Origin of the sequence: Mycobacterium sp. 852002-51163_SCH5372311 (assembly GCF_001667115.1) — a bacterium.
In the GTDB taxonomy this organism is placed as follows: Bacteria; Actinomycetota; Actinomycetes; order Mycobacteriales; family Mycobacteriaceae; genus Mycobacterium.
The window spans coordinates 106,648-125,970 of sequence record NZ_LZIJ01000171.1 but is presented as its reverse complement, the minus strand read 5'-3'; the positions used below and the strand labels follow the sequence as shown (position 1 = coordinate 125,970).

The 19,323-nt window shown below is 64.7% G+C and carries 20 protein-coding genes and 1 tRNA gene; 9 read left to right on the top strand and 12 right to left on the bottom strand.

Annotated features, from left to right (window positions below):
• Positions 1-105: 105 nt before the first annotated feature.
• On the bottom strand, positions 106-762 hold the full coding sequence (locus A5791_RS19370; RefSeq protein WP_197504731.1) for a DUF732 domain-containing protein: 657 nt from the start codon (positions 760-762) through the stop codon (positions 106-108).
• Positions 763-807: 45 nt separating this feature from the next.
• The gene (locus A5791_RS19365; protein ID WP_067240262.1) at positions 808-2,502 is read right to left on the bottom strand and encodes a patatin-like phospholipase family protein; all 1,695 of its coding nucleotides are present in this window, start codon (positions 2,500-2,502) and stop codon (positions 808-810) included.
• A 37-nt stretch (positions 2,503-2,539) separates the two neighbouring features.
• On the opposite strand from A5791_RS19365, the gene A5791_RS19360 reads away from it, so the two are divergent.
• Together A5791_RS19360 and A5791_RS19355 are read left to right on the top strand one after the other, a co-directional pair.
• The gene (locus A5791_RS19360; RefSeq protein ID WP_067240260.1) at positions 2,540-2,806 is read left to right on the top strand and encodes a hypothetical protein; all 267 of its coding nucleotides are present in this window, start codon (positions 2,540-2,542) and stop codon (positions 2,804-2,806) included.
• A 21-nt stretch (positions 2,807-2,827) separates the two neighbouring features.
• A complete protein-coding gene (locus A5791_RS19355) occupies positions 2,828-3,229 on the top strand; it encodes a DUF4267 domain-containing protein (RefSeq protein WP_067240258.1) in 402 nt (133 codons plus the stop codon).
• Here the strand turns inward: A5791_RS19355 and A5791_RS19350 are convergent.
• On the bottom strand, positions 3,202-4,683 hold the full coding sequence (locus tag A5791_RS19350) for an NAD(P)/FAD-dependent oxidoreductase (protein WP_067240257.1): 1,482 nt from the start codon (positions 4,681-4,683) through the stop codon (positions 3,202-3,204). The genes A5791_RS19355 and A5791_RS19350 overlap by 28 nt on opposite strands.
• Positions 4,684-4,737: 54 nt before the next feature.
• The gene (locus A5791_RS19345; RefSeq protein ID WP_067240255.1) at positions 4,738-5,313 is read right to left on the bottom strand and encodes a TetR/AcrR family transcriptional regulator; all 576 of its coding nucleotides are present in this window, start codon (positions 5,311-5,313) and stop codon (positions 4,738-4,740) included.
• Positions 5,314-5,404: 91 nt separating this feature from the next.
• Between A5791_RS19345 and A5791_RS19340 the strand changes: the two genes are divergently transcribed.
• Both A5791_RS19340 and A5791_RS19335 read left to right on the top strand, forming a co-directional pair.
• Entirely contained in the window at positions 5,405-6,250 is an 846-nt protein-coding gene (locus A5791_RS19340; RefSeq protein WP_067240252.1) for an oxidoreductase, read from the top strand.
• Positions 6,251-6,378: 128 nt separating this feature from the next.
• Positions 6,379-7,209 carry an LLM class F420-dependent oxidoreductase gene (locus A5791_RS19335; RefSeq protein ID WP_067240250.1) on the top strand — a complete coding sequence of 277 codons (831 nt, stop codon included), beginning with the start codon at positions 6,379-6,381 and terminating at the stop codon, positions 7,207-7,209.
• Between the two features lie 12 nt (positions 7,210-7,221).
• On the opposite strand, the gene A5791_RS19330 is transcribed toward A5791_RS19335, so the two are convergent.
• The 4 genes from A5791_RS19330 to A5791_RS19320 form a co-directional block, all read right to left on the bottom strand.
• On the bottom strand, positions 7,222-8,685 hold the full coding sequence (locus A5791_RS19330) for a YdiU family protein (RefSeq protein ID WP_067240249.1): 1,464 nt from the start codon (positions 8,683-8,685) through the stop codon (positions 7,222-7,224).
• 30 nt (positions 8,686-8,715) lie between these two features.
• Entirely contained in the window at positions 8,716-8,871 is a 156-nt protein-coding gene (locus tag A5791_RS26575) for a hypothetical protein (protein WP_156661512.1), read from the bottom strand.
• 31 nt (positions 8,872-8,902) lie between these two features.
• Positions 8,903-9,469 carry a hemerythrin domain-containing protein gene (locus A5791_RS19325; RefSeq protein WP_067240538.1) on the bottom strand — a complete coding sequence of 189 codons (567 nt, stop codon included), beginning with the start codon at positions 9,467-9,469 and terminating at the stop codon, positions 8,903-8,905.
• Positions 9,470-9,668: 199 nt separating this feature from the next.
• A complete protein-coding gene (locus tag A5791_RS19320; protein WP_067240247.1) occupies positions 9,669-9,944 on the bottom strand; it encodes a WGxxGxxG family protein in 276 nt (91 codons plus the stop codon).
• Between the two features lie 275 nt (positions 9,945-10,219).
• On the opposite strand from A5791_RS19320, the gene A5791_RS19315 reads away from it, so the two are divergent.
• From A5791_RS19315 to A5791_RS19300, 3 genes are all read left to right on the top strand, one after another.
• Entirely contained in the window at positions 10,220-11,137 is a 918-nt protein-coding gene (locus A5791_RS19315) for a CoA ester lyase (protein ID WP_067240244.1), read from the top strand.
• 13 nt (positions 11,138-11,150) lie between these two features.
• The gene (locus tag A5791_RS19310; protein WP_067240242.1) at positions 11,151-11,873 is read left to right on the top strand and encodes a DsbA family protein; all 723 of its coding nucleotides are present in this window, start codon (positions 11,151-11,153) and stop codon (positions 11,871-11,873) included.
• 660 nt (positions 11,874-12,533) lie between these two features.
• A complete protein-coding gene (locus tag A5791_RS19300) occupies positions 12,534-12,890 on the top strand; it encodes a DUF488 domain-containing protein (protein WP_067240239.1) in 357 nt (118 codons plus the stop codon).
• Positions 12,891-12,971: 81 nt separating this feature from the next.
• On the opposite strand, the gene A5791_RS19295 is transcribed toward A5791_RS19300, so the two are convergent.
• Genes A5791_RS19295 through crcB (A5791_RS19285) form a run of 3 tightly spaced genes read right to left on the bottom strand, consistent with a single transcriptional unit; the run spans position 12,972 to position 14,826 of the window.
• The gene (locus A5791_RS19295) at positions 12,972-14,069 is read right to left on the bottom strand and encodes a DUF190 domain-containing protein (protein ID WP_067240236.1); all 1,098 of its coding nucleotides are present in this window, start codon (positions 14,067-14,069) and stop codon (positions 12,972-12,974) included.
• Positions 14,066-14,431, bottom strand: a complete 366-nt coding sequence (crcB, locus tag A5791_RS19290) for a fluoride efflux transporter CrcB (protein ID WP_067240235.1) — start codon at positions 14,429-14,431, stop codon at positions 14,066-14,068. Before crcB (A5791_RS19290) ends, A5791_RS19295 begins: the two co-directional genes overlap by 4 nt.
• Positions 14,428-14,826, bottom strand: a complete 399-nt coding sequence (crcB, locus tag A5791_RS19285; protein WP_067240231.1) for a fluoride efflux transporter CrcB — start codon at positions 14,824-14,826, stop codon at positions 14,428-14,430. Before crcB (A5791_RS19285) ends, crcB (A5791_RS19290) begins: the two co-directional genes overlap by 4 nt.
• Positions 14,827-14,909: 83 nt before the next feature.
• Here crcB (A5791_RS19285) and pgm point away from each other — a divergent pair, with 83 nt between their 5' ends.
• Positions 14,910-16,541 (top strand): phosphoglucomutase (alpha-D-glucose-1,6-bisphosphate-dependent), encoded by a 1,632-nt coding sequence (gene pgm / locus A5791_RS19280; protein WP_067240225.1) that lies wholly within the window; start codon positions 14,910-14,912, stop codon positions 16,539-16,541.
• A gap of 156 nt (positions 16,542-16,697) precedes the next feature.
• A tRNA-Ala gene (locus A5791_RS19275) sits at positions 16,698-16,770 on the top strand.
• On the opposite strand, the gene A5791_RS19270 is transcribed toward A5791_RS19275, so the two are convergent.
• On the bottom strand, positions 16,762-19,308 hold the full coding sequence (locus A5791_RS19270) for an NB-ARC domain-containing protein (protein ID WP_369828103.1): 2,547 nt from the start codon (positions 19,306-19,308) through the stop codon (positions 16,762-16,764). The two genes, A5791_RS19275 and A5791_RS19270, sit on opposite strands and share 9 nt — an antisense overlap.
• Positions 19,309-19,323: the final 15 nt, after the last annotated feature.

The following is a 19,323-nucleotide window of genomic DNA, read 5'->3' as shown; positions in this document are numbered from 1 at the left end:
TCCGCCACGGTCACGGCTCCTCAGGGTGCGTACTATCTGAAAACAACATTTTCATTTAACGCTGAATCACTATTGCTGCCAATCGGCAAATTTGTCAATGCTTGTTCAGCGGCGTTGCGGGCAGTACGCCTGGATCGAGACGTCGATGTAGTCGTCGGCCTTGCTGGCGAGGTCGGGATTACTCTGCCGGAACGCGTCGGCCTCGGCCTGTCTGGTCACGCCGCGGCTGAGGTCGTTGCAGACCATCTTGCCGTTGGCGATAGCGGTCTCGGGATTGCTGAAAGTGATGCCCTTGTTGTTGAGGGATTGGATGTATCTCTTGTCTTGATCCGGATTCGAGGTGATTGACGTCGGCGTCGGGCCGGCCGTCGCAGAATTCGCCGGCTCGGCGGATGTAAGTGTGGTCGGAGCCGACGAGGGCGCGGCTTTGGTAGGAGAGCTCCCTGGGGCTAACAGCCAACGCCCCAACACAATTGCCCCGGCCAGCACCAACCCGGCGGCGACCAGCAGACCCGCGATACGCAGAGTCGCGGACCATGACTGGCCGGTAGCCGCCTCCTGGGGTTCTTCCTGGAAGTCGTCACCCAAGTCGTCCTTGCCGAAGTCGTCGCCGCTCGACCACGCCAGCTCAACCTTGTCGGTGGGCCGGGTATTCGGCATCGCGGTGGTTTGACCGCCGCCGAGGGGGGCGGCAACGGTCTGGCCGCCGTCTAGTGGGGCGGCGACGGTAGGGTCGGACGGCCGCCGGGGGCGCTTGGCCATGAGGGCCATGGTAGCTACCCGAACCCCAAACCCGCTGTATCTGCGTCAAGTCAGGTAACGGTTGCGCCACCGTGCGAAGCGTCCGGTCGGCAAGTGGATCGCAGCCATCACCGAGCTCATCGACGATGCCACCGACTTCGCGTGTGTCGAGGGCTCACCGGGAACGGGTGCAGCGTCGCCTTCCCACCACGTCGGCTCCAGCAGCGCCGACGTCACCGGAATCGCTTTTTCGACGCTATTGCGTCCCCACGTGCATGCGCGGTCGATAGCCGCGACCGAGGGTGCCAGGTTGATCGGAGACAACGTCGGCGCAAACCGCACCAGATGGTCGGCGTAGGGCGCGTTGCGCAGCATCTGCAACTGGATCGCCTGCAGGATCGGCGCCAGCCACAAGTGCCGTGAGTCCCATTGCGGCTGGAAGCAGTCGAAGGCCAGATAGCACGCGTTGCGGGTGCCGAGCTTGCCGTCGCGCACTCGTTTCCACGCCAGCTCGATCGGCACGTTGCTCGCCGCGCCGCCGTCGACCAGAGCCGCGACCTCTTTTTCTTCGCACAGCTCGTCGAGGATCGGGATCATGTCGGGGTCGCTGGTCTCGTGGTGCAGCACGCCGGGGATGGCCGACGAAAACGATGCCGCGTCAATGACATTCAGGTCGCGGGCCGGGTCGTCGCCGCTGATGACTATCGGCTTGACCACTCGCACGTCGATGAAGGCCGAGACCTGCCACATGCGGGCACCCACCCGCGGCCCGATGCCGATCGGGATGAAGGGAAGCGAACGTCCCTGCAGCGCCGCCAACTCGGGATGCCGAAACTTCGACGGCAGCGCCCGATAGGGCTGCTTGCGCACGCCGGCAACGACGACGTCGAAGGGGATCGCCAGCTCCGACATTCGCATCAGCTCGCCGTCCTCACGGCTGAGCAGGGCGCGGGCGAACTGGTCGAAGCGCAGCGCGAACAGGCCGGCCAGACCGTGGCGGCGGCGCATCCGCTCGGGCCCGAGGATCGCGCGGTAGGACACCGACTTCGCCCAGTCGACGTACTCCTCGATCGGCACCGGCAGCGTCCGCGCCACCAGGCTGCCCATGATCGACCCGAACGACGAGCCGATCATGTAATCGGGCACCCGGCAGGCCTCCAGCAGCCGCTGCATTCCGCCGATGTAGACAAACCCCGCACCGCCGCCGCCACCGAGGACCGTGACGAGCTTTTTGTAACCGACCTCGGCGTCCAGCTCCGCGGGCGAGAAGTCGTTTCCATGGCGCTCGATGAGCACCTGCCGCTGGTCGTCCTGGTCGGCAGCCAAGAACGCGAGCGCGTCTCGTGCCGCTTTTAGCGCCGTGACGGGGTCCCGCTCCTCGCGCAGCGGTCCGTACAGCGTGTCGCTGACCCGGGACCGCCAGGGCGCCACTTCAGCACCGACGGCGATGTCCCCGCGTCCACGACTGCCGCCCGGGCCCGCAGCCCCAGGCTCGAAGTCGTCGAGTCTGACGAAATTGAGGATGTAGCGCAGCTTGCGCAGCTCCTCGCCGCTCAACACGTCCGGCGTGGACAGGTGCAGCCGGACGAGCCGGTTTTCCATCCGTTGCAGCAACAGAGCCGGCTCGGCATCCGGCAAGTCGACGGTTTCCAGGGATGCGTCGGTGTCGGACGCCTCGTCCTCGGCTTCCTCGATGTGCTCGAGTTCGGGGCCGCGCTGCCGCAAGCGGCTGCGCAACGCGTCGGCGAACGGGATCTGCATGAGGACCTACCCTCTCATGGTGACGTAGCGTCAACACATGGTCCAAGGCACGAGGGCCCGGCTTCAGCGTGTGGTGAACTACCAGATCAGCGTCGGGGCCCTGCTCGAACTGGCGGTGTGGCTCGCGATTCCGTACCTGTGTCTGGGCGCGGCCTGGACGGTTGTGCATCCGGTGCAGACTCAGCAGATGCAACGCCGGCTGGAACAGATATCGCCGGTAGGAGCCGATCTGGGGGCGTTCCTGTTGACGACGGCACTCTGGCCGGCTTCGCTGCAGATCGCGGATGGCTGCCGGGACAGGTGACGGGAGCGATACGCTGCCGCCATGTCGATAGACCGTGCCGCAGTGATAGCGGGCAGCATCCGTCTCGCCTCGGGCGTCCAGTTCCTCGTCGACCCCCTGCGCGCCAACCGGCTCTGGGGCGACCCGGACCAGCCGTCGCCGACGGCGCGACTGCTGCTGCGGTCGATGGGCTACCGCGACGCCTTGATCGGTGGGCTGCTCTTGGCGTCGGGGCTGCGCGGCAAGAACACCCGCGGCTGGTTCTTGGCGTCCGCAGGCGCCGACGCGTCCGATCTGCTTGGCGGTATGAGTGTGCGCGACGAGCTGAAACGTTCACACCTCATCGGGCTTGGCGGCGCCGTACTCGGCATCGGCGTCGGGCTCTGGGGAGCAGCGCGACGAACCACGCGGGCCGATCAGGTGGTCGCCAGCCGCGACCAATAGCGGCGTTCCTGCTCGGTCAGCTCGTTCGATGTGATCGCACCGAACGCGGCGGCGTCGCGCGCGAACCGTTCCGGCGCATCGGGCAGCGCATCCGGGCCCTCCAGCCGAAAACAACTCGGCGCCAAGGGGCCGAACAGTAGAGCGCGGTGCAAATGCGGCCAGTTGTCCAGTTGTGGTTCGACGCCAGCGGCCCGAGCGAACATCACGGCGACCAGGTTCATCCGGGTTTTCTGCGGCGTTCCCCGCTGCGAACGATACGTCTCTATCGACAACCGCTGGTCGGTTTCGTTGGACGCCGGGACGGTGCCGCTCCACGTGTATGCGATCCATCTGGCTTGAAGTTCCAGTGGCACAAAATATCCGCCCGATTGGTCCCACATGCCCATGATGGCCAGACCGGGCAGGCCGGGATGGAAGGTGTAGCGGTCGGCGTCCAGGTGCACCGCGTCGACATCGAGCATGACCCGGAGTTCGTCGTCCAGGTAGGGCATATGCAGGTCGAACCCGGTGCCGAGCACGATTCCGTCGAACTCATCCGTTTGTCCGTCGGCAAAAGTCACTTCTGAGTTTGCAATGCGAGTCATCCACGAGCGCACCGTGATTCGGCGCTCTGCCACCAGGGGAAGGTACCCCTGGTTGAGGGTGACGCCGGCGGTGAAGAACGACGGGTGCGGCGTCGGCGCGCCGTAGTCGTCGGGGCTTCCTCCGGCTTCGACCACCAACTCCTTCAGCTGACGGTCGACCTCTTGCCTGGGCAGCGATTCCTCAGCCAGGACACCGTATCGGGTGAAGATCCGATGATCGGAGGGAACGCTGCCCGCGAACTTGGGTAAGACGTATCGCTGTCGCCGTTGGGTCACCACGACGCGTGCCGCGCCGAGCCGGGCGATTTCTCCGGCGATCTCGAGGGCGCTCACCGCGCAGCCGGCCACCAGAACACGCTTCCCGAGGTACGGCTCGGGCCCTCGGTACTGGTAGGTGGAGGTAACACCCAGTGAGCCGGCGAAGGTATCGAGTCCTGGAACGTTCGGGATGACTGGGGCATGAAACCTCCCGGTAGCCAACACAACTCGTCCGAATCTCTCGTCGGTGCCGGAATGCTCGAGCAGCCATCCGTGCTGGCTTCTCCGGAGGAGCTCCACCCGGGTGCCGAGCCGAATGCGCGGTATGAGGCCGAACGTCGCGGCGTAGCGATGCAAGTAGCGGAGGACCTGGCGGTTGGAGGGGTAAGCCAGGTCGCTGTGGTGCTCGAGGTCGCTGAACGCCGTCAAGATGCGGCTGCTGTTGGTGTGCATGGCCGGCCAGACCCCGCTGTGGCCGCCCAGCCCGGTCCACTGCCCACCCAGCATCGGGGCCTGCTCGAAGATCGTCGGCTCAAAGCCCTGCGCCACCAGCCAACGCGCCGCGACCAGCCCGCCTGGCCCGGCTCCGATGACAGCGACGCTTTCCGCCACACAGGAACTGTCCCACGCGAAGCCGACTCCGGTCTTGCCTATCGCCGCTCAGCGCTAGGCAAGCGCTGCGTCTATCAGCGTCTCGGCCGCCGTGCGAGCCTGGTCCCACGCCGACGCATCGTTCAACGACGTGGCTAACGAAGCTGCGCCCTCGTAGAGCACGGCGAGCTGGTTGGCCAATAGTCGCGGGTCGGGGGCGCCCGCCTGCGTGGCCACCTCGGTAACCGCGTCGATAAATTTGTGCTTGTTGGCACGGACGATCTCTTGAACAGCCGGCATAGATCCCGCGGCCTCCACGGCCGCGTTGTGGAAGGGGCAGCCGCGCAGTGGTGCTCCGCGTCCGGCGGGAGCCTGGAAGAGGGCCAGGAGTTGCTCGCGTGGCGTTAGGTCGGCGGCCGGCGGCGCGAGGGGATTCGCGACGCGCGGCTCGATGTTGCGCAGGTACGCCTCGACCACGGCCGCCTTGCTCGGAAAGTGTTGGTAGAGCGTCCTTTTTGACACCGACGATTCGGTTGCCAGTCGTTCGACGCCGGTGGCGTTGATGCCTTCCCGATAGAACAACTCGGCAGCGGCGGCCAGGATGCGCTGGCGCGCGCCACGGCCGCTCCTGCTCTTCGTGCGCTGCGCCATGGCCGAAGTATACCGAACGGTTTACAACGAGAGTCAAGTCGTGTACCGTCGCTGGCACAGAGGTACACCGTTCGGTTTACTAGGAGTGGAAATGAATCACCGATCGCCCGTGGTATTGGTTACCGGCGTCTCATCAGGAATCGGCCGTGCCGTGGCGAAGGTGTTCGCGGCGAAGGGTTTTGAGGTCTTCGGCACCAGCCGCAACCCGGGCAGCACCGAACCCGTCCCCGGGGTGGAATTGGTCCGGCTCGATGTCACCGACGCCGCGTCGGTCACCGCGGCCGTATCGACGGTGGTCCAGCGCGCGGGCCGCATCGACATTCTGGTCAACAACGCCGGTATCGGGGTGATCGGCGCCGCGGAGGAAAGTTCGGTCGCGCAGGCGCAGCAGCTCTTCGATACCAACTTCTTCGGGCTGGTGCGGCTGACCCGTGAGGTGCTTCCTTACCTGCGCACCCAGCGCAGCGGGCGCATCATCAACATCGGTTCGGTGCTGGGGATCTTGCCGGCGCCGTACGGCGCGCTGTACGCGGCCACGAAGCACGCGGTCGAGGGGTACTCCGAATCCCTTGACCACGAAACCCGCGAATTCGGCGTACGGGTCTCAGTCGTCGAGCCCGCGTACACCAACACGTCTTTCGAGGCCAATGCGACCGAGGCCGATTCGCCGATAGACAGCTACGCGACGACGCGCGAACAGGTTCGGCGGGTCCTCACCGAGGCGGTGCGCGCCGGTGACGATCCCGCGGTGGTCGCACAGGTCGTGCTGAAGGCGGCGACAAGCCGCACGCCGAAGTTGCGGTATCCAGCGGGACCTATGGCCCGCCGGCTGACGCTGCTGCGCAAGTTCGCCCCGGCCTCGTTGCTGGACAAGGGGATTCGCAAGGCCAACAAGTTGGCGGCGACGCCGAATCCGACCCTCGTCGCCGCCCGCTGAGCCAACGGCCGGGAATCGTCGCGCCGGCATCGGTACGCTCAGTCTGTGCCGGAAGCGTCGTATGTCGCCTGCGGCGGTTTCCAGCGACCAACTCTGTGCCGTCGGGTCATTAGCAGGGAGGTGCGAGCATGCGTTTCGGTGTTCTGACGTTTCTCACCGACGAGGGCATTGGTCCGGTCGAGCTGGCCGTGGCGCTGCAGGAGCGCGGATTCGAGTCACTGTTCGTCGCCGAGCACACGCACATCCCGGTCGACCGGAAGACGCCGTATCCCAGCGGTGGCCCGATCCCGCGGAAGTACTTCCGGCCGCTGGACCCTTTCGTGGCGCTGACGGCGGCCGCGGTGGCCGCCGAGAACCTGGTGGTGGGTACCGGTATCGCCCTGGTTCCGCAGCGCGACCCGATCGTGACCGCCAAGGAGGTCGCGTCGCTGGACCTGGTGTCGCAGGGGCGATTTCGTTTCGGCGTCGGGGTGGGCTGGCTGCGCGAAGAGATCGCCAACCACGGTGTCGATCCCGCGGTACGGGGGCGACTGACCGATGAGCGGCTGGACGCGATGATCGCGATCTGGACGCAGGAGGAGGCCGAATTCCACGGCGAATTCGTCGATTTCGACCCGATCTACTGCTGGCCGAAGCCGGTGACGAAGCCGTTTCCGCCGATCTATGTGGGTGGCGGCCCGCCAAGCTTCAAGCGGATCGCCCGGCTGGGTGCGGGGTGGATCGCGATCACTCCGTTGCCGGAACTTCTGGCCGTCGCGCTCGACGAGCTGCGCGCCGTCGCCGGCGACGACGTGCCCGTCACGGTGTGCCAGTGGGGTGAGGATCAGACAGCGAAAACCGTTGCGGGATATCAAGATCTGGGTGTGGAGCGAGTCCTGTTGGACTTGCCGACCGAGCCTCGCGACCAGACGCTGCGGCGTCTGGATGAATTTGCCGCCGACCTAGCCCAACTGGGATAGTCCCCGCCAGCCTTAGGTGCCGCAGAAGGTCCGGTACGCGCCGAAATCCTCCGGCGCAGGACTGGCGTAGCGCTCGAGGCCTCTTCGCTCCACGAACGGAGCGGTGACTGCATCGAGTAACCGCTCGAGCGGATCGACATCGCCGGCCGTCGCCGCCGTCAGAGCCTCCTCGACGAGATGGTTGCGCGGAATGTAGATCGGGTTGGTGCGATCCATCAGTTCGGCATCCGGATGCAGCACTCGCCAGCGTGACATCCAATGGTCGAAGCCGGCGAGATTGATGAACATTCCCCGCGCGGTTTCGGCATCGCCTCGCGCCGCCTGCCCGAGGTGGCGGAAGAACGAGGTGTAGTCGATGTGGCTCTCCCTTAGCAGGCCGAGCAACTCGTCCACCAACGGCGACACGACGCTCACCGAAACGCCAGCGGACAATCCGAGTTTGGCGCGCATACCAGACCACCACACAGCGTCATACTGGGCGGCGAACACCCCAAAGGCCTGCTCTGCCATGGCGATCGCCTGCTCGCTGTTGTCGGATAACAACGGAAGAAGCGTCTCGGCGAACCGCGCGAGATTCCACTGGGCAATCACCGGCTGATTGCCGTAGGCGTAACGCCCCCAGGAATCGATCGAACTGAAGACCGTTTCCGGATCGTAGGCCTCCATGAATGCGCATGGCCCGTAGTCGATGGTTTCACCGGAGATCGTCATGTTGTCGGTGTTCATGACGCCATGGACGAACCCGATCAGCATCCACCGAGCCACCAGCGACGCCTGGACGGCAACCACGGCCTGGAATAGCGCAAGGTACGGGTTCTCGGCCTGGGCCGCGCTGGGATAGTGACGGGCGATCGCATGGTCGGCTAGGCGCCGCACCAGCTCGACGTCGCCGGTCGACGCGGCGTATTGGAAGCTGCCAACCCGCAGATGACTGCTGGCGACGCGGACAAGCACGGCGCCGGGCAGCTCTGTCTCTCGTTGTACCGGGCGTCCGGTAGCGACGACGGCCAAGGACCGAGTAGTCGGAACCCCCAAGGCGTGCATCGCCTCGCTGACGATGTATTCGCGCAGCATCGGTCCCACCGCGGCGAGGCCGTCCCCGCCGCGAGCAAAGGGCGTGGGTCCGGAACCCTTGAGATGGATGTCCACCAGCCGTTCGTCGGCGCCGACGAGCTCACCCAGCAGCAATGCGCGGCCATCACCCAACCGCGGGACCCAGCCGCCGAACTGGTGCCCGGCATAGGCCTGCGCCACCGGAACGGCACCGCTCGGGACCAGGTTGCCCACCAGGAAGCGCAGTCCATCGGAGCTCCGCAGCCAGGTAGCATCCAGGCCGAGTTGTGTGGTCAACGCCTCGTTGAGCGCGAGCAGCCGCGATTGGGGAGTTGTCTCGGCCTGCCAGCGGATGGCCAATTCGGGCAGTTCACGGGCAAAGCGATCGTCCAAGGTGACTGCGATATCCGAACTGACGCTCACGTGAACCAGACTACGGGTCGAGGCGCTGGACTAGCCGTCCTCGGCCGTGTGCAGCCCCTTAGGGGGCGGGGTGGAGTAGGCGGGGTATGCGGGCGGCGCTACCACGCTGTGGTCGTCACCACTGTTCTCGGCTGCCGGCTGGCCGGTCTCTGCTTCGATGTCGTTTGGCGGGTCCACATTGGTCATGGGTCCTCCCGGGAAGTGAGTGCCCTGCCGGCTAGCCGATGGCCTGTTTGATCAGGTCGCGGGCGCGGTCGAGCATCGACGCGAAAGGTCCGACAGCGAAATTCAACTTCGCCGATTCCACACCGGGGTGCGGGCGAGTCGGCGAGATGGCCTCGGCCGCTCGCACGGCCGTTCCCATCCGCCTGAGTTCGTCGCTGTCGAGTGTTCGCTCTAGGTAAGGGAATTCGTCGTTTTCCTCATGCTCGGCGTGCTCGAGCACCGCCTCGCGCAGCTTGGAGAGCTCGTCGATGAATTCCTGTGACGTGATGTCGATCTTCTCGATTTTCGACAGTTGCTCCTTGGCGCCGTGCTCTTCTTCAAGCCGAGCGTCGACGATCGCGTCGCCACCATCGATCTCGCGGCGCACCCGCGGATGCACCACCATTTCCTCGGCCGTCTCGTGCACAGCCAGCAATTGGCGCAACTCTATGAATGGCTTCTCTCGTGCTTCGGGGTCGGAGGCGTGCAGCACCTCGTCGAACATGTCCTCGATGAGATTGTGCTGCGCTTTGAGAAACGCGACGACTTCGTCGGGCGATTCGATGATCATCTCGGCCACGGCGGTACCTCCGGTGATTTGGGGATGCGGGCTGGGCTGTGCGCCGCTTGCGCCATACATACCCGGCAAACCGACTGCTAAACGATTTAAGACCGACGCTGCCCGTTGCTGTTCGAGTTGCACGACGCGATGCGTGCCGAAAGCCCCCGTCAGAGCGTTGAGCACTCTGACGGGGACCCGCTGGAGCAGACGTGTGCGGCTAGACGCCGCGCCGGGGATTTGTGGCGGGAGTTACGCCGGTGCCGACATCAGTGTCTTTGCGGCGTTTCAGACCCGCGAGTCCGCCCAGGCCCAGAAGCCCGAGCAGGCCCCACAGGCCAGTTTTGTCGCTGTGTTGTTCGTTGTTGTTGTTGTCCGCCAACGTCGTTGTGGTTGACGACGGCGCGGGCGCACTCTCAACGGTGGCGTTGGCTACGCCTGCCCCGCCGAACACCAGCGCCCCGGTGGCAGAAATGGCCGCAATGAACTTACGCATGGTTACTCCTCAGAAAAGTCTGATCGGATGAATCGTTGATCCAGATTGGGGACCAGGGTCCTCGAGTCCCTTCGGACGCGAAAGGCTCCCGCGTCACAAGCGATGGGCTACCCGCCACGGGAAGAATGAAACGGATACGCCGCAGATCCGTCCGGCCCTTACCGGGCCGAGTAGTGGTGTCCGCAACAATGTCGTCATGCAGTAGCGATGCGGCTACGGTTTATCGAACACGAACCCGACATCGACGGAACAAAAGAAAGACGGCGGCTCAGTCAATGTATGAACACGTCAACAGCCAAGCGGTGGATCCCACGAGCGTTGGTTCACGAATCGATCCGGTGCTGGCCCGGAGTTGGTTACTGGTCAACGGCGCGCATGCGGACCGGTTCGAGCCGGCGACGCAATCTCCCGCCGACATCGTCGTCCTGGATATCGAGGATGCGGTGGCACCCAAAGACAAGGTTGCGGCACGGAGGAACGTCGTGCAGTGGCTTGGCGCCGGAAATGCAGACTGGGTTCGGATCAACGGCTTCGGTACCGCATGGTGGGCGGACGATCTCGCCGCACTGGCCGGTAGCTCGGTCGGCGGGGTGATGCTTGCGATGGTCGAATCGGTGGACCATGTCACCGAGACCGCCTTGCGGTTGCCCAACGTGCCGATCGTGGCGCTGGTCGAAACGGCTAGAGGGCTGGAGCGCATTACCGAGATCGCCGCGGCCAAAGGCACCTTTCGCCTGGCATTCGGCATCGGCGATTTCCGCCGAGACACCGGGTTCGGGGAAGAGCCAGCCACGCTGGCCTATGCGCGATCACGGTTCACCATCGCTGCGAAAGCGGCCAACCTGCCAAGCGCGATCGATGGACCGACCATCGGTTCCAACGCATTGAAGCTCATTGAAGCCACGGCGGTCTCCACGGAATTCGGGATGACCGGCAAGATCTGCCTTACCCCCGACCAATGCTCGGTGGTGAACGAGGGACTGTCACCTTCACAAGACGAAATCTCTTGGGCCAAAGAGTTTTTCGCCGAATTCGAACGCGATGGACGAGAGATTCGCAACGGGTCCGACCTGCCGCGCATCGCTCGGGCCACCAAGATCCTTGACCTGGCCCGTGCCTACGGCATCGAAGTGTCCGACTTCGACGACGAACGGGTGCACAGCCCCGCCCCGAGCGACACCTATCACTACTGAGTCAGGAGGCACGATGAACACTTCGGCGGACTCTGACTTGGCAGTCGACTTCCACTTCGACCCGATGTGCCCGTTCGCGTATCAAACGTCGTTGTGGATCCGCGATGTCCGCGAGCAACTCGGCATCACCGTCAACTGGCGGTTCTTCAGCCTCGAGGAGATCAACCGCGTCGAAGGCAAGAAGCATCCTTGGGAGAGAGCGTGGTCGTACGGCTGGTCTTTGATGCGGATCGGGGCTCTGCTGCGCCGGACCGATATGTCGTTGCTGGACAAGTGGTATGCCGCAATCGGACATGAATTGCACACGCTGGGGGGCAAACCGCACGACCCTATGGTGGCGCGGCGGCTGCTGAGCGACATCGGCATCGACGAGGCGATTGTCGATGCGGCGCTGGGCGATCCGACCACCCACGACGAGATTCGTGCGGAGCACCAGCGCGTGGTCGACGCGGGTGGCTACGGTGTCCCGACGCTGTTCATGTCGGGCCAATGCCTGTTCGGTCCGGTGCTGGTTGACCCGCCAACCGGCCCGGCCGCCCTGAGACTGTGGGACGTCGTCACCGGCATGGCCGAGCTGCCGCACGTCTACGAACTTCAGCGGCCGAAATCGCAGGCCGACGCTGAGCTCATCGGAAAGCATTTGCGTCCTTACCTCGACGGGCGCGATTGGGTCAGCATCAACCGCGGTGAGATTGTCGACGTCGAAAACCTCACCACCGGCCGCAGTTCTGGCTAGGCGGCGTGCCGGGCGATTGCGGTGCCGGTTCGGACTTCGAAATGTCGGTCCTGGACCCGTGCGTGTGTCAGGGAGTGGCAGCGATTTGGAGCAGGCTGATGGTCTGGTCAGCTTCCACCGACGGGAGTCCACATGCGGGTCCGACGCTGACACCGTGGATCGTCCCATTCAACGTGATCGCGTCTAAAGAATACGACTCGTTCGCTGGCAGCGCCGTTCCGTCGGCGCACTTTATGCCTCTCGGATTCCTGCTGTTCCAGACCCACTTGCCATTCTGCAAGTGGGCGTCCTGGTTGATGAACCCGGTTGATGAGGCGATATGGACGCATCCTGAACCGCACGGAGTCACCCACCATGTTGACACGGTGTGGTCAGATGAGGCGACGTCGTATTTGCCCTCGAAATAGTTTGCCTGCGCCGGGGCTGCGAGAACGATCGAAATGCCGACAAACATTACTGTGTTTACGCTGAGCGTCCTGATCCTCATTTCGCCACCTTCCTGAGGCCTTTAGAGGTTAGCGTCCAGCGCCCCGGGCTGTGGGTATTTTTGCGATGGTTCGCCGCGCGGCGGCGAGCCTAAACGCCCGCGAAGCGTCAGGCTCGACCGCGTGCGGGCCAAACATGTGTTCAGGCGTCCCGCTGAGTGACTATCGTTATCCTGTGGCAGCCAAGCGTCGGATCCGAATAGCCCGGATCTACCAGGATGTCGATCCCGACGACGGTCAGCGCGTCCTCGTCGACCGCATTTGGCCGCGTGGCATACGCAAAGACGATCCGCGGGTGGGTATCTGGCTCAAAGACGTCGCGCCGTCGAAAGAGCTTCGCGAGTGGTACGACCATCGACCCGAACGGTTCGACGAGTTCGCCTCACGCTACGAAGCCGAGCTGACCGACAATCCCGCTTTGGACGAATTGCGAAAGCTGACCAAGCGGGGCGTCGTCACGCTGGTCACCGCCGTCCGCGACCTGGACGGCAGCCACGCGGCCGTCCTCGCAAAGGTCCTGAAAGGTCGGTGATGGACTTGGGCTCAGTGGCGAGCAGACGCAAAATCGCCCGAAACGCCGATCATTCGGGGGATTTTGCGTCTGCTCGCCCTACTAGTAGTCGTACTGGGCCAGCGCGGTATCGCCGGAGTGCCCTGTTCCGTCGAGTGAAACCGCGGCTGGGACCATCTCGCTGGTTACCAGGCCGTGACGGGTCGTGAGCTTGTCGACGACGTCGAAACTGCGCGCGATGTTCTCCGGCGTGTCGATGACGATCGTCGTCACCGGCACGGTTCGTGCCATTTGAAATAGTTTGTCGCCGTGGGGTTTATGGTTTCCGTGGAATCCCCACATGCCGCGCAGGACCGTCGCACCCCGGGCCGCCCCTGATCGCAGCAGTTGCTGGACGATGGCCCGATGGATCGGCAGCCCGTCGTGCCGCGTTGCTTCGGTGGTGTACACCATCAGCTTCTGCCACAGGGGGCGTCCCTGGTCATCGGTCGGCGGCAATTCCTGTGGGCGCGCGAAAAGTTCGCCGTCCCGCTTGCACATCCGCACTCGTTCGACGGTCAGCAGCGGGTTGGGCACAATGGTGGCGAGTTCCATTGCGGCAGAACTAACCTGAGTAGTCGACCCGACACCGATGATCATCAGCGGAACATTGGCGTTGCGACCGAAGAAGCGGGCCCGGCAACGCTCGCCGTGCGCGGTGCCGTCGACGCCGAGAAGTGCTACGGCTCCGGCGAATCCGTGGCGATGCAGCAGGGCGCATATTGCGTGGTAAGCCGGTTTCCCGTCGATCCGCTCCTGGCGCCCCACGTACACGGTGAGTTTGGCCCCTTCGCCCTCCCGCCTGTCGTTGTATTCGTCCAGGCCGCGCGGGCTTAACCGGGTGACGAGCCGCGCGCGTTCCACCGTTACCAGGCCATTGCCGGTCAGTGCGGTCACGTCGCCGACCAGAGAACGGATCTTCGACTCGACGTCGACGGCAGTTACTGCCACCGCCGGATCTTCGGACAGGCTCAGTGATACGTCACTGCGCAGTTCATGCTTTGCGCCGAAACTCGCTATGCCACGCAGCATTACGCTGGTCGCGACCTCGCTGGCGCCGAAAAGGTCCAGCATCGCGTCGGCCAGGAAGCCGCGGCCCCCGCCGACCGCTCGTTGCCGCTCGCCGAAGTAGGTCGTCAACTTCAAACACGGCTGGCTCACAGCTGCTCCGCCATCCATTGTCCGAGTAGCGCCGCGCCCAGCCCGAGGATGACGCTGACGATGATATTGGCGAGTGCCGGCCGCACTTGGCGCTCCTCGGCAAGCCGCTGGGTTTCCAGCATCCAGGTGGAGAACGTGGTGTACGCGCCGACGAATGCGGTGCCCGCCAGCAGGGCGGCATCCCGACCGAGTGCCAGGCCGCCCAGGAATCCCAGCAGCGCGGCGCCGCTGATGTTCACAGTGAGCGTGCCGAATGGAAAGGTCCGGGCCATCCGGCGTGCGACGGCCCGGTCCACCAGGAAGCGTGCCACCGAACCGAACCCGCCGATGGCCATGACACCGGTCCACAGCAAGGCCGTCATGAGCGGATCCGCACCCGGCGGGTCAACGCTGTGGCCAGATGCACGGCAAGCAATCCCACCACGATGCTGACGATCGTGTAGCTCGCGGCCAGGACCCAATGGTGGTGCTGGATCATCCTGAGTGTCTCGACCTGCATCGTGGAAAAGGTGGTCAGCCCACCGCACAAGCCGGTGCCCAGGAGGGGCCGGCGATAGCTGGACAATGGCAATCGCTCCAGTAGTCGGGTGGTGAAATAACCGACCAGGACGGCGCCGGCGATGTTGACGGTGAATGTCGGCCACGGCCAGCGCGCCGGGTCCGAGACCGTCAGTGTGGCGAGCGCCCCTCGGGCCAGCGCACCCAACGCTCCGCCGGCGAAAATCGCGGACAATTCCCGATAGTCGTGGTTTGCCACAGATCGAATCCCTCCGATGTGCCGGTGGTGCGCTTCGCAGCGTAGCGGGACGCACGATTGGCGCACGGGCAGAATGGTTAGTCATGGTGGCCAACCCGCGTGCCGGTCAGCCGGCCCAGCCCGAGGATCTCGTTGATCTGCCCCATCTAGTGACTGCGTACTACGCGATCGAACCCGATCCCGACGACGTCGCCCAGCAGGTGGCGTTCGGGACCTCGGGCCATCGCGGCTCGGCTTTGATCGGAGCGTTCAACGAAGCCCATATCCTGGCCATCACGCAGGCCATCGTCGAGCATCGCACCGCCCACGGCATCACCGGGCCGTTGTTCATTGGCCGTGACACACACGGCCTTTCGGAGCCGGCATGGGTGACGGCGCTCGAGGTGCTCGCCGCAAACGACGTCGCGGTCATGGTCGACTCGAGAGACCGCTACACGCCGACGCCGGCGATCAGCCACGCCATCCTCACCTACAACCGTGGCCGCACCGACGCGCTGGCCGACGGGATCGTCGTGACCCCGTCGCACAACCCGCCTGCGGACGGCGGTTTCAAGTACAACCCACCCAACGGCGGTCCGGCGGACACCGACGTGACCGACGCAATTGCCAAGCGCGCCAACGCAATTCTGCATGACAGGTCTGCGGTAAAGCGCGTGCCATTTGCCCGCGCCCTAGAGGCCGCCCGCCGTTACGACTACCTCGAAAAATACGTCGACGACCTGCCTAACGTCGTTGATATCGCCGTGATCCGCGAAGCCGGCGTTCGGATCGGCGCCGACCCGCTGGGTGGGGCCAGCGTGGATTACTGGGGTGCGATCGCCGAGCGGCACGATCTTGATCTGACCGTCGTCAACCCACTGGTGGACGCGACGTTTCGGTTCATGACGCTGGACAGCGACGGGAAGATCCGGATGGATTGCAGCTCGCCGGATGCAATGGCCTCGCTGATCGCCAACCGACAGCACTATCAGATCGCCACTGGTAACGACGCCGACGCCGACCGCCACGGGATCGTCACCCCCGACGGGGGCCTGGTGAATCCCAATCACTATCTGGCGGTGGCCATCGACTATCTGTATACGCACCGGCCGTCCTGGCCGGCGGGCATCGCGGTGGGCAAGACCGTGGTCAGTTCCTCGATCATCGACCGGGTGGTGGCCGGCATCGGCCGGCGGTTGGTCGAGGTCCCGGTCGGGTTCAAGTGGTTCGTCGACGGCCTGATCGGCGGCACCATCGGCTTCGGGGGCGAGGAGTCGGCGGGGGCGTCGTTTCTGCGGCGCGACGGTTCGGTGTGGACCACCGATAAGGACGGCATCATCATGGCGCTGCTGGCCGCCGAGATCCTGGCCGTCACCGGCGAGACGCCGTCCCAGCGGTATCAGGCGTTGGCCGGGGAGTACGGGACACCGTGGTACGCGCGGGTCAATGCGCCCGCGGACCGCGAGCAGAAGGCGCGGCTGGCCAAGCTGTCGGCCGACCAGGTGAGCGCCACCGAGCTGGCGGGGGAGCCGATTACTGCGAAGCTGACAACGGCGCCCGGCAACGGTGCGCCGCTGGGCGGTCTCAAGGTGACGACGGCCAACGCGTGGTTTGCCGCCCGGCCGTCGGGCACCGAGGACGTGTACAAGATCTACGCCGAGTCGTTCGACGGCCCGGAGCATCTGGCCGAGGTGCAGAAGTCTGCGCAGCAGGTCGTCGACCAGGTCATCGGATAGGGACCGGCTGGTTCGCCACAACAGTCACATCAGTCCCTGCGGGGGACGGTATGTCCGAGCTTCGAATGTGCCAGCACATGCGCTAGCACGGTGTCGCTCATCTGCGACTTTGAACGCTTCCTGACAGTGGTGTAGCTTCGATGGGCACAACTTCTCGGGGCTATGGCGCAGCTGGTAGCGCACCACACTGGCAGTGTGGGGGTCAGGGGTTCGAGTCCCCTTAGCTCCACTTTTCGGACACTTGTCCTTCCTCACTCGAGACCGCTTCCAGCTGCGCGTGCGCTTGGTCGATTTGGTCATAGGCGTAGGCGACGATGGCGGCGGTGGTCATTGCCTCGCCATTGCGGGCGAACGATTCGTAGGCCTGATCGCCGAGCGCCTCGCGGAGATGCGTGATGGTGGGGGCCAATTCGGGGACCGACGCCAGCGATACGGGGTCGCATGCAAAGCCCGCTATCGTCGCGGCGGCTTCGAACCGCCCAAGGCGATCCAGTAACGCACCGAGGGTCGCGAGGGGGCCGACCAAATTCCCGAAATTCCCAGAGTCGTGCCAACTTTGAATAACTAGCCTCATATGGTCGAGCGCCGCTACGGTAACTACCGGCTGGGAATCGAGTCGAGCTAAAGCTGTCGCGAGAATCGCTTCGATATACCGATTGCCGCTGTCTTGAGCGAGCGCCAACCCCTGCCGGCAAAGCGCGAGGTCGCGTTCGGAACCCGCTGAACTCAGACAGTATGCATGGGCGGCGATCGCGAACGTATGCATATACGGGTTATCGCCGGCAGCAGTCGCTTCGATCAGTCCGTCGGCGGCTGCTCTCGCCTCCTCGAGTAAGCCGGCGAAAGCCAATGCAAAGACGCGGCAGGTACGAATGCCAATGTGGTTGTCGCCTCGGCGCTCGAGCTGAGTGCGGCACAGCTCCGCCCACCGCTCAGGTTGCCCGACGGCCATATATGCTCCGCCAAGCCCGCCTTCCAAGCCGTATGGCGGCGCTTGCGGGCTGCTCGCCAAGACGGTCTGACCGCTGTCGATGTACGCGAGCGCTTGATCGACCCGACCGGTTATCCAGCACAGCGATGCGGCTACATACAGGCTCGCCAGCCGGGGGTGCCCAATCATCCGCGCGGGTTCGATCAGCTCTTCTGCCCACGAAACCGGCTCGAGGTTCTGGACGCCGAAGAAACCGAGAAGCCAGGCGTACGTCGTGATGGACGCGGCAACGTCGAGGTCACCGCGGTCGGCGGCCCACCGAAATGCGGTGCGCAGATTGGCGAGTTCGGTGGCGAACCAGTCATATGCCTCCCGCTGGCGGGGGCTGTCCGACAACGCGAGGATGTCGGTCTCGCGGTCCGCGAAATACTGTGCGTGGGCCGAACTCGCTTCGGCCGCTTTTCCACGTTCGACGAGTTTCTCCTCGGCGAACTGGCGGATGGTCTCCAGCATCGAAAACCGGGTCTTACCCGTCGATCGATCCGCGACGAGCAAGGACTTGCGCACCAGCGAGTCCAGCAGATCGAGGATCGCGAACTCGTCCGCATGCTCGGATCCGGATATGGCACAAGCACCTTGGACGTCGAAGCCACCGGCGAACACCGAACACCGTTCCAGCAGCGCCTTTTCCGGTTCTGCCAGGAGGTCATACGACCAGGACACCGCCTGGCGTAGCGTCTGGTGACGTTCGAGCCCACGCCTCGAGCGGACGAGCAGCTGGAATCGATGGTCGAGGCGGTCGCGCATCTCGGTCGCGGTCATCGACTCCATTCGCGAGGCGGCCAGCTCGATCGCCAGTGGGATGCCATCCAGTCGGCGGCAGATCTCCTCCACCGCTGTGGATTCGTCGGCTGATAATGCCTTCACCGCTCGATCCGCGAACACCTCGATGGCCGCGACGACTTCTAGTGAGGGAACTCGCCATAACCGCTCGTCGGGGAGTCCCAGTCCCTCACGGCTGGTGGACAAGATCTTCACCGTGGCGGACCACGCGAGGATGAGGTCGATCAGATCCGCCGCGGCGTCAACGACGTGCTCGCAGTTGTCGAACACCAGGAGGCGGACCCTGCCCTCCAATGCGGCCGCGATCGACTCACCCATCGTCATGCCGGCCTGTTGCATGACCCCCAGTACCGCGGCCACGGCATCGGGAACCGCCGTCGGATCGGCCACCGAAGCCAGTTCTAAAACCCAGACTCCGTCAGGAAATTCGTCAGCCAGCACGGTCGCAACCTCGAGCGCCAATCGCGTCTTACCGACGCCGCCTACTCCCGCCAACGTGACCAGCCGGTGCGATCGCAGCGCCGATGCGACGTCTCCGACTTCGTCGTCGCGACCGATGAGCCTCGTGGCCGACGGTCGCAGATTCCCGTGACTGGAATCGATCGTCCGTAACGGCGGGAATTCCGTCCGCAAGCCCGGCCCGGTGAGTTGAAAGATCGCGATCGGGTTCGCCAGGTCCCGCAGTCGGCGCGGTCCGAGGTTGATCAGCTCGATGCCGCTGAGCAGACCCGCCGTCGAGTCGGCCACCAGAATCTGACCGCCGTGGCCGGCGGCCATCACCCGCGCCGCACGGTTGAGCACCGTGCCGAAGTAGTCGCCGTCGCGCAGTTCGGCTTCGCCGGTGGCGATGCCCATCCGCACCGGCAAGTCCAGTGCCCGCTGCGCGGCCACCGCCGCATCCACCGCTGACCTGGGCGAGGCGAACGCCGCGCACACCCCGTCACCGGTGTGCTTGAACAGCCAGCCGCCGTGGGTTTCGATCGCGGTACGCAATACCTGATCGTGGGC

What these genes read in the sequence shown, in the direction of transcription:
- A5791_RS19365 (WP_067240262.1), bottom strand. Translation starts at nt 2,502, where the DNA reads ATGCAGATCCCGTTCGCCGACGCGTTGCGCAGCCGCTTGCGGCAGCGC.
- pgm (WP_067240225.1), top strand. Translation starts at nt 14,910, where the DNA reads ATGGTGGCCAACCCGCGTGCCGGTCAGCCGGCCCAGCCCGAGGATCTC.
- A5791_RS19340 (WP_067240252.1), top strand. Translation starts at nt 5,405, where the DNA reads ATGAATCACCGATCGCCCGTGGTATTGGTTACCGGCGTCTCATCAGGA.
- A5791_RS26575 (WP_156661512.1), bottom strand. Translation starts at nt 8,871, where the DNA reads ATGACCAATGTGGACCCGCCAAACGACATCGAAGCAGAGACCGGCCAG.
- A5791_RS19360 (WP_067240260.1), top strand. Translation starts at nt 2,540, where the DNA reads ATGGTCCAAGGCACGAGGGCCCGGCTTCAGCGTGTGGTGAACTACCAG.
- A5791_RS19335 (WP_067240250.1), top strand. Translation starts at nt 6,379, where the DNA reads ATGCGTTTCGGTGTTCTGACGTTTCTCACCGACGAGGGCATTGGTCCG.
- A5791_RS19345 (WP_067240255.1), bottom strand. Translation starts at nt 5,313, where the DNA reads ATGGCGCAGCGCACGAAGAGCAGGAGCGGCCGTGGCGCGCGCCAGCGC.
- A5791_RS19370 (WP_197504731.1), bottom strand. Translation starts at nt 762, where the DNA reads ATGGCCAAGCGCCCCCGGCGGCCGTCCGACCCTACCGTCGCCGCCCCA.
- A5791_RS19310 (WP_067240242.1), top strand. Translation starts at nt 11,151, where the DNA reads ATGAACACTTCGGCGGACTCTGACTTGGCAGTCGACTTCCACTTCGAC.
- A5791_RS19320 (WP_067240247.1), bottom strand. Translation starts at nt 9,944, where the DNA reads ATGCGTAAGTTCATTGCGGCCATTTCTGCCACCGGGGCGCTGGTGTTC.
- crcB (WP_067240235.1), bottom strand. Translation starts at nt 14,431, where the DNA reads ATGACGGCCTTGCTGTGGACCGGTGTCATGGCCATCGGCGGGTTCGGT.
- A5791_RS19355 (WP_067240258.1), top strand. Translation starts at nt 2,828, where the DNA reads ATGTCGATAGACCGTGCCGCAGTGATAGCGGGCAGCATCCGTCTCGCC.
- A5791_RS19315 (WP_067240244.1), top strand. Translation starts at nt 10,220, where the DNA reads ATGTATGAACACGTCAACAGCCAAGCGGTGGATCCCACGAGCGTTGGT.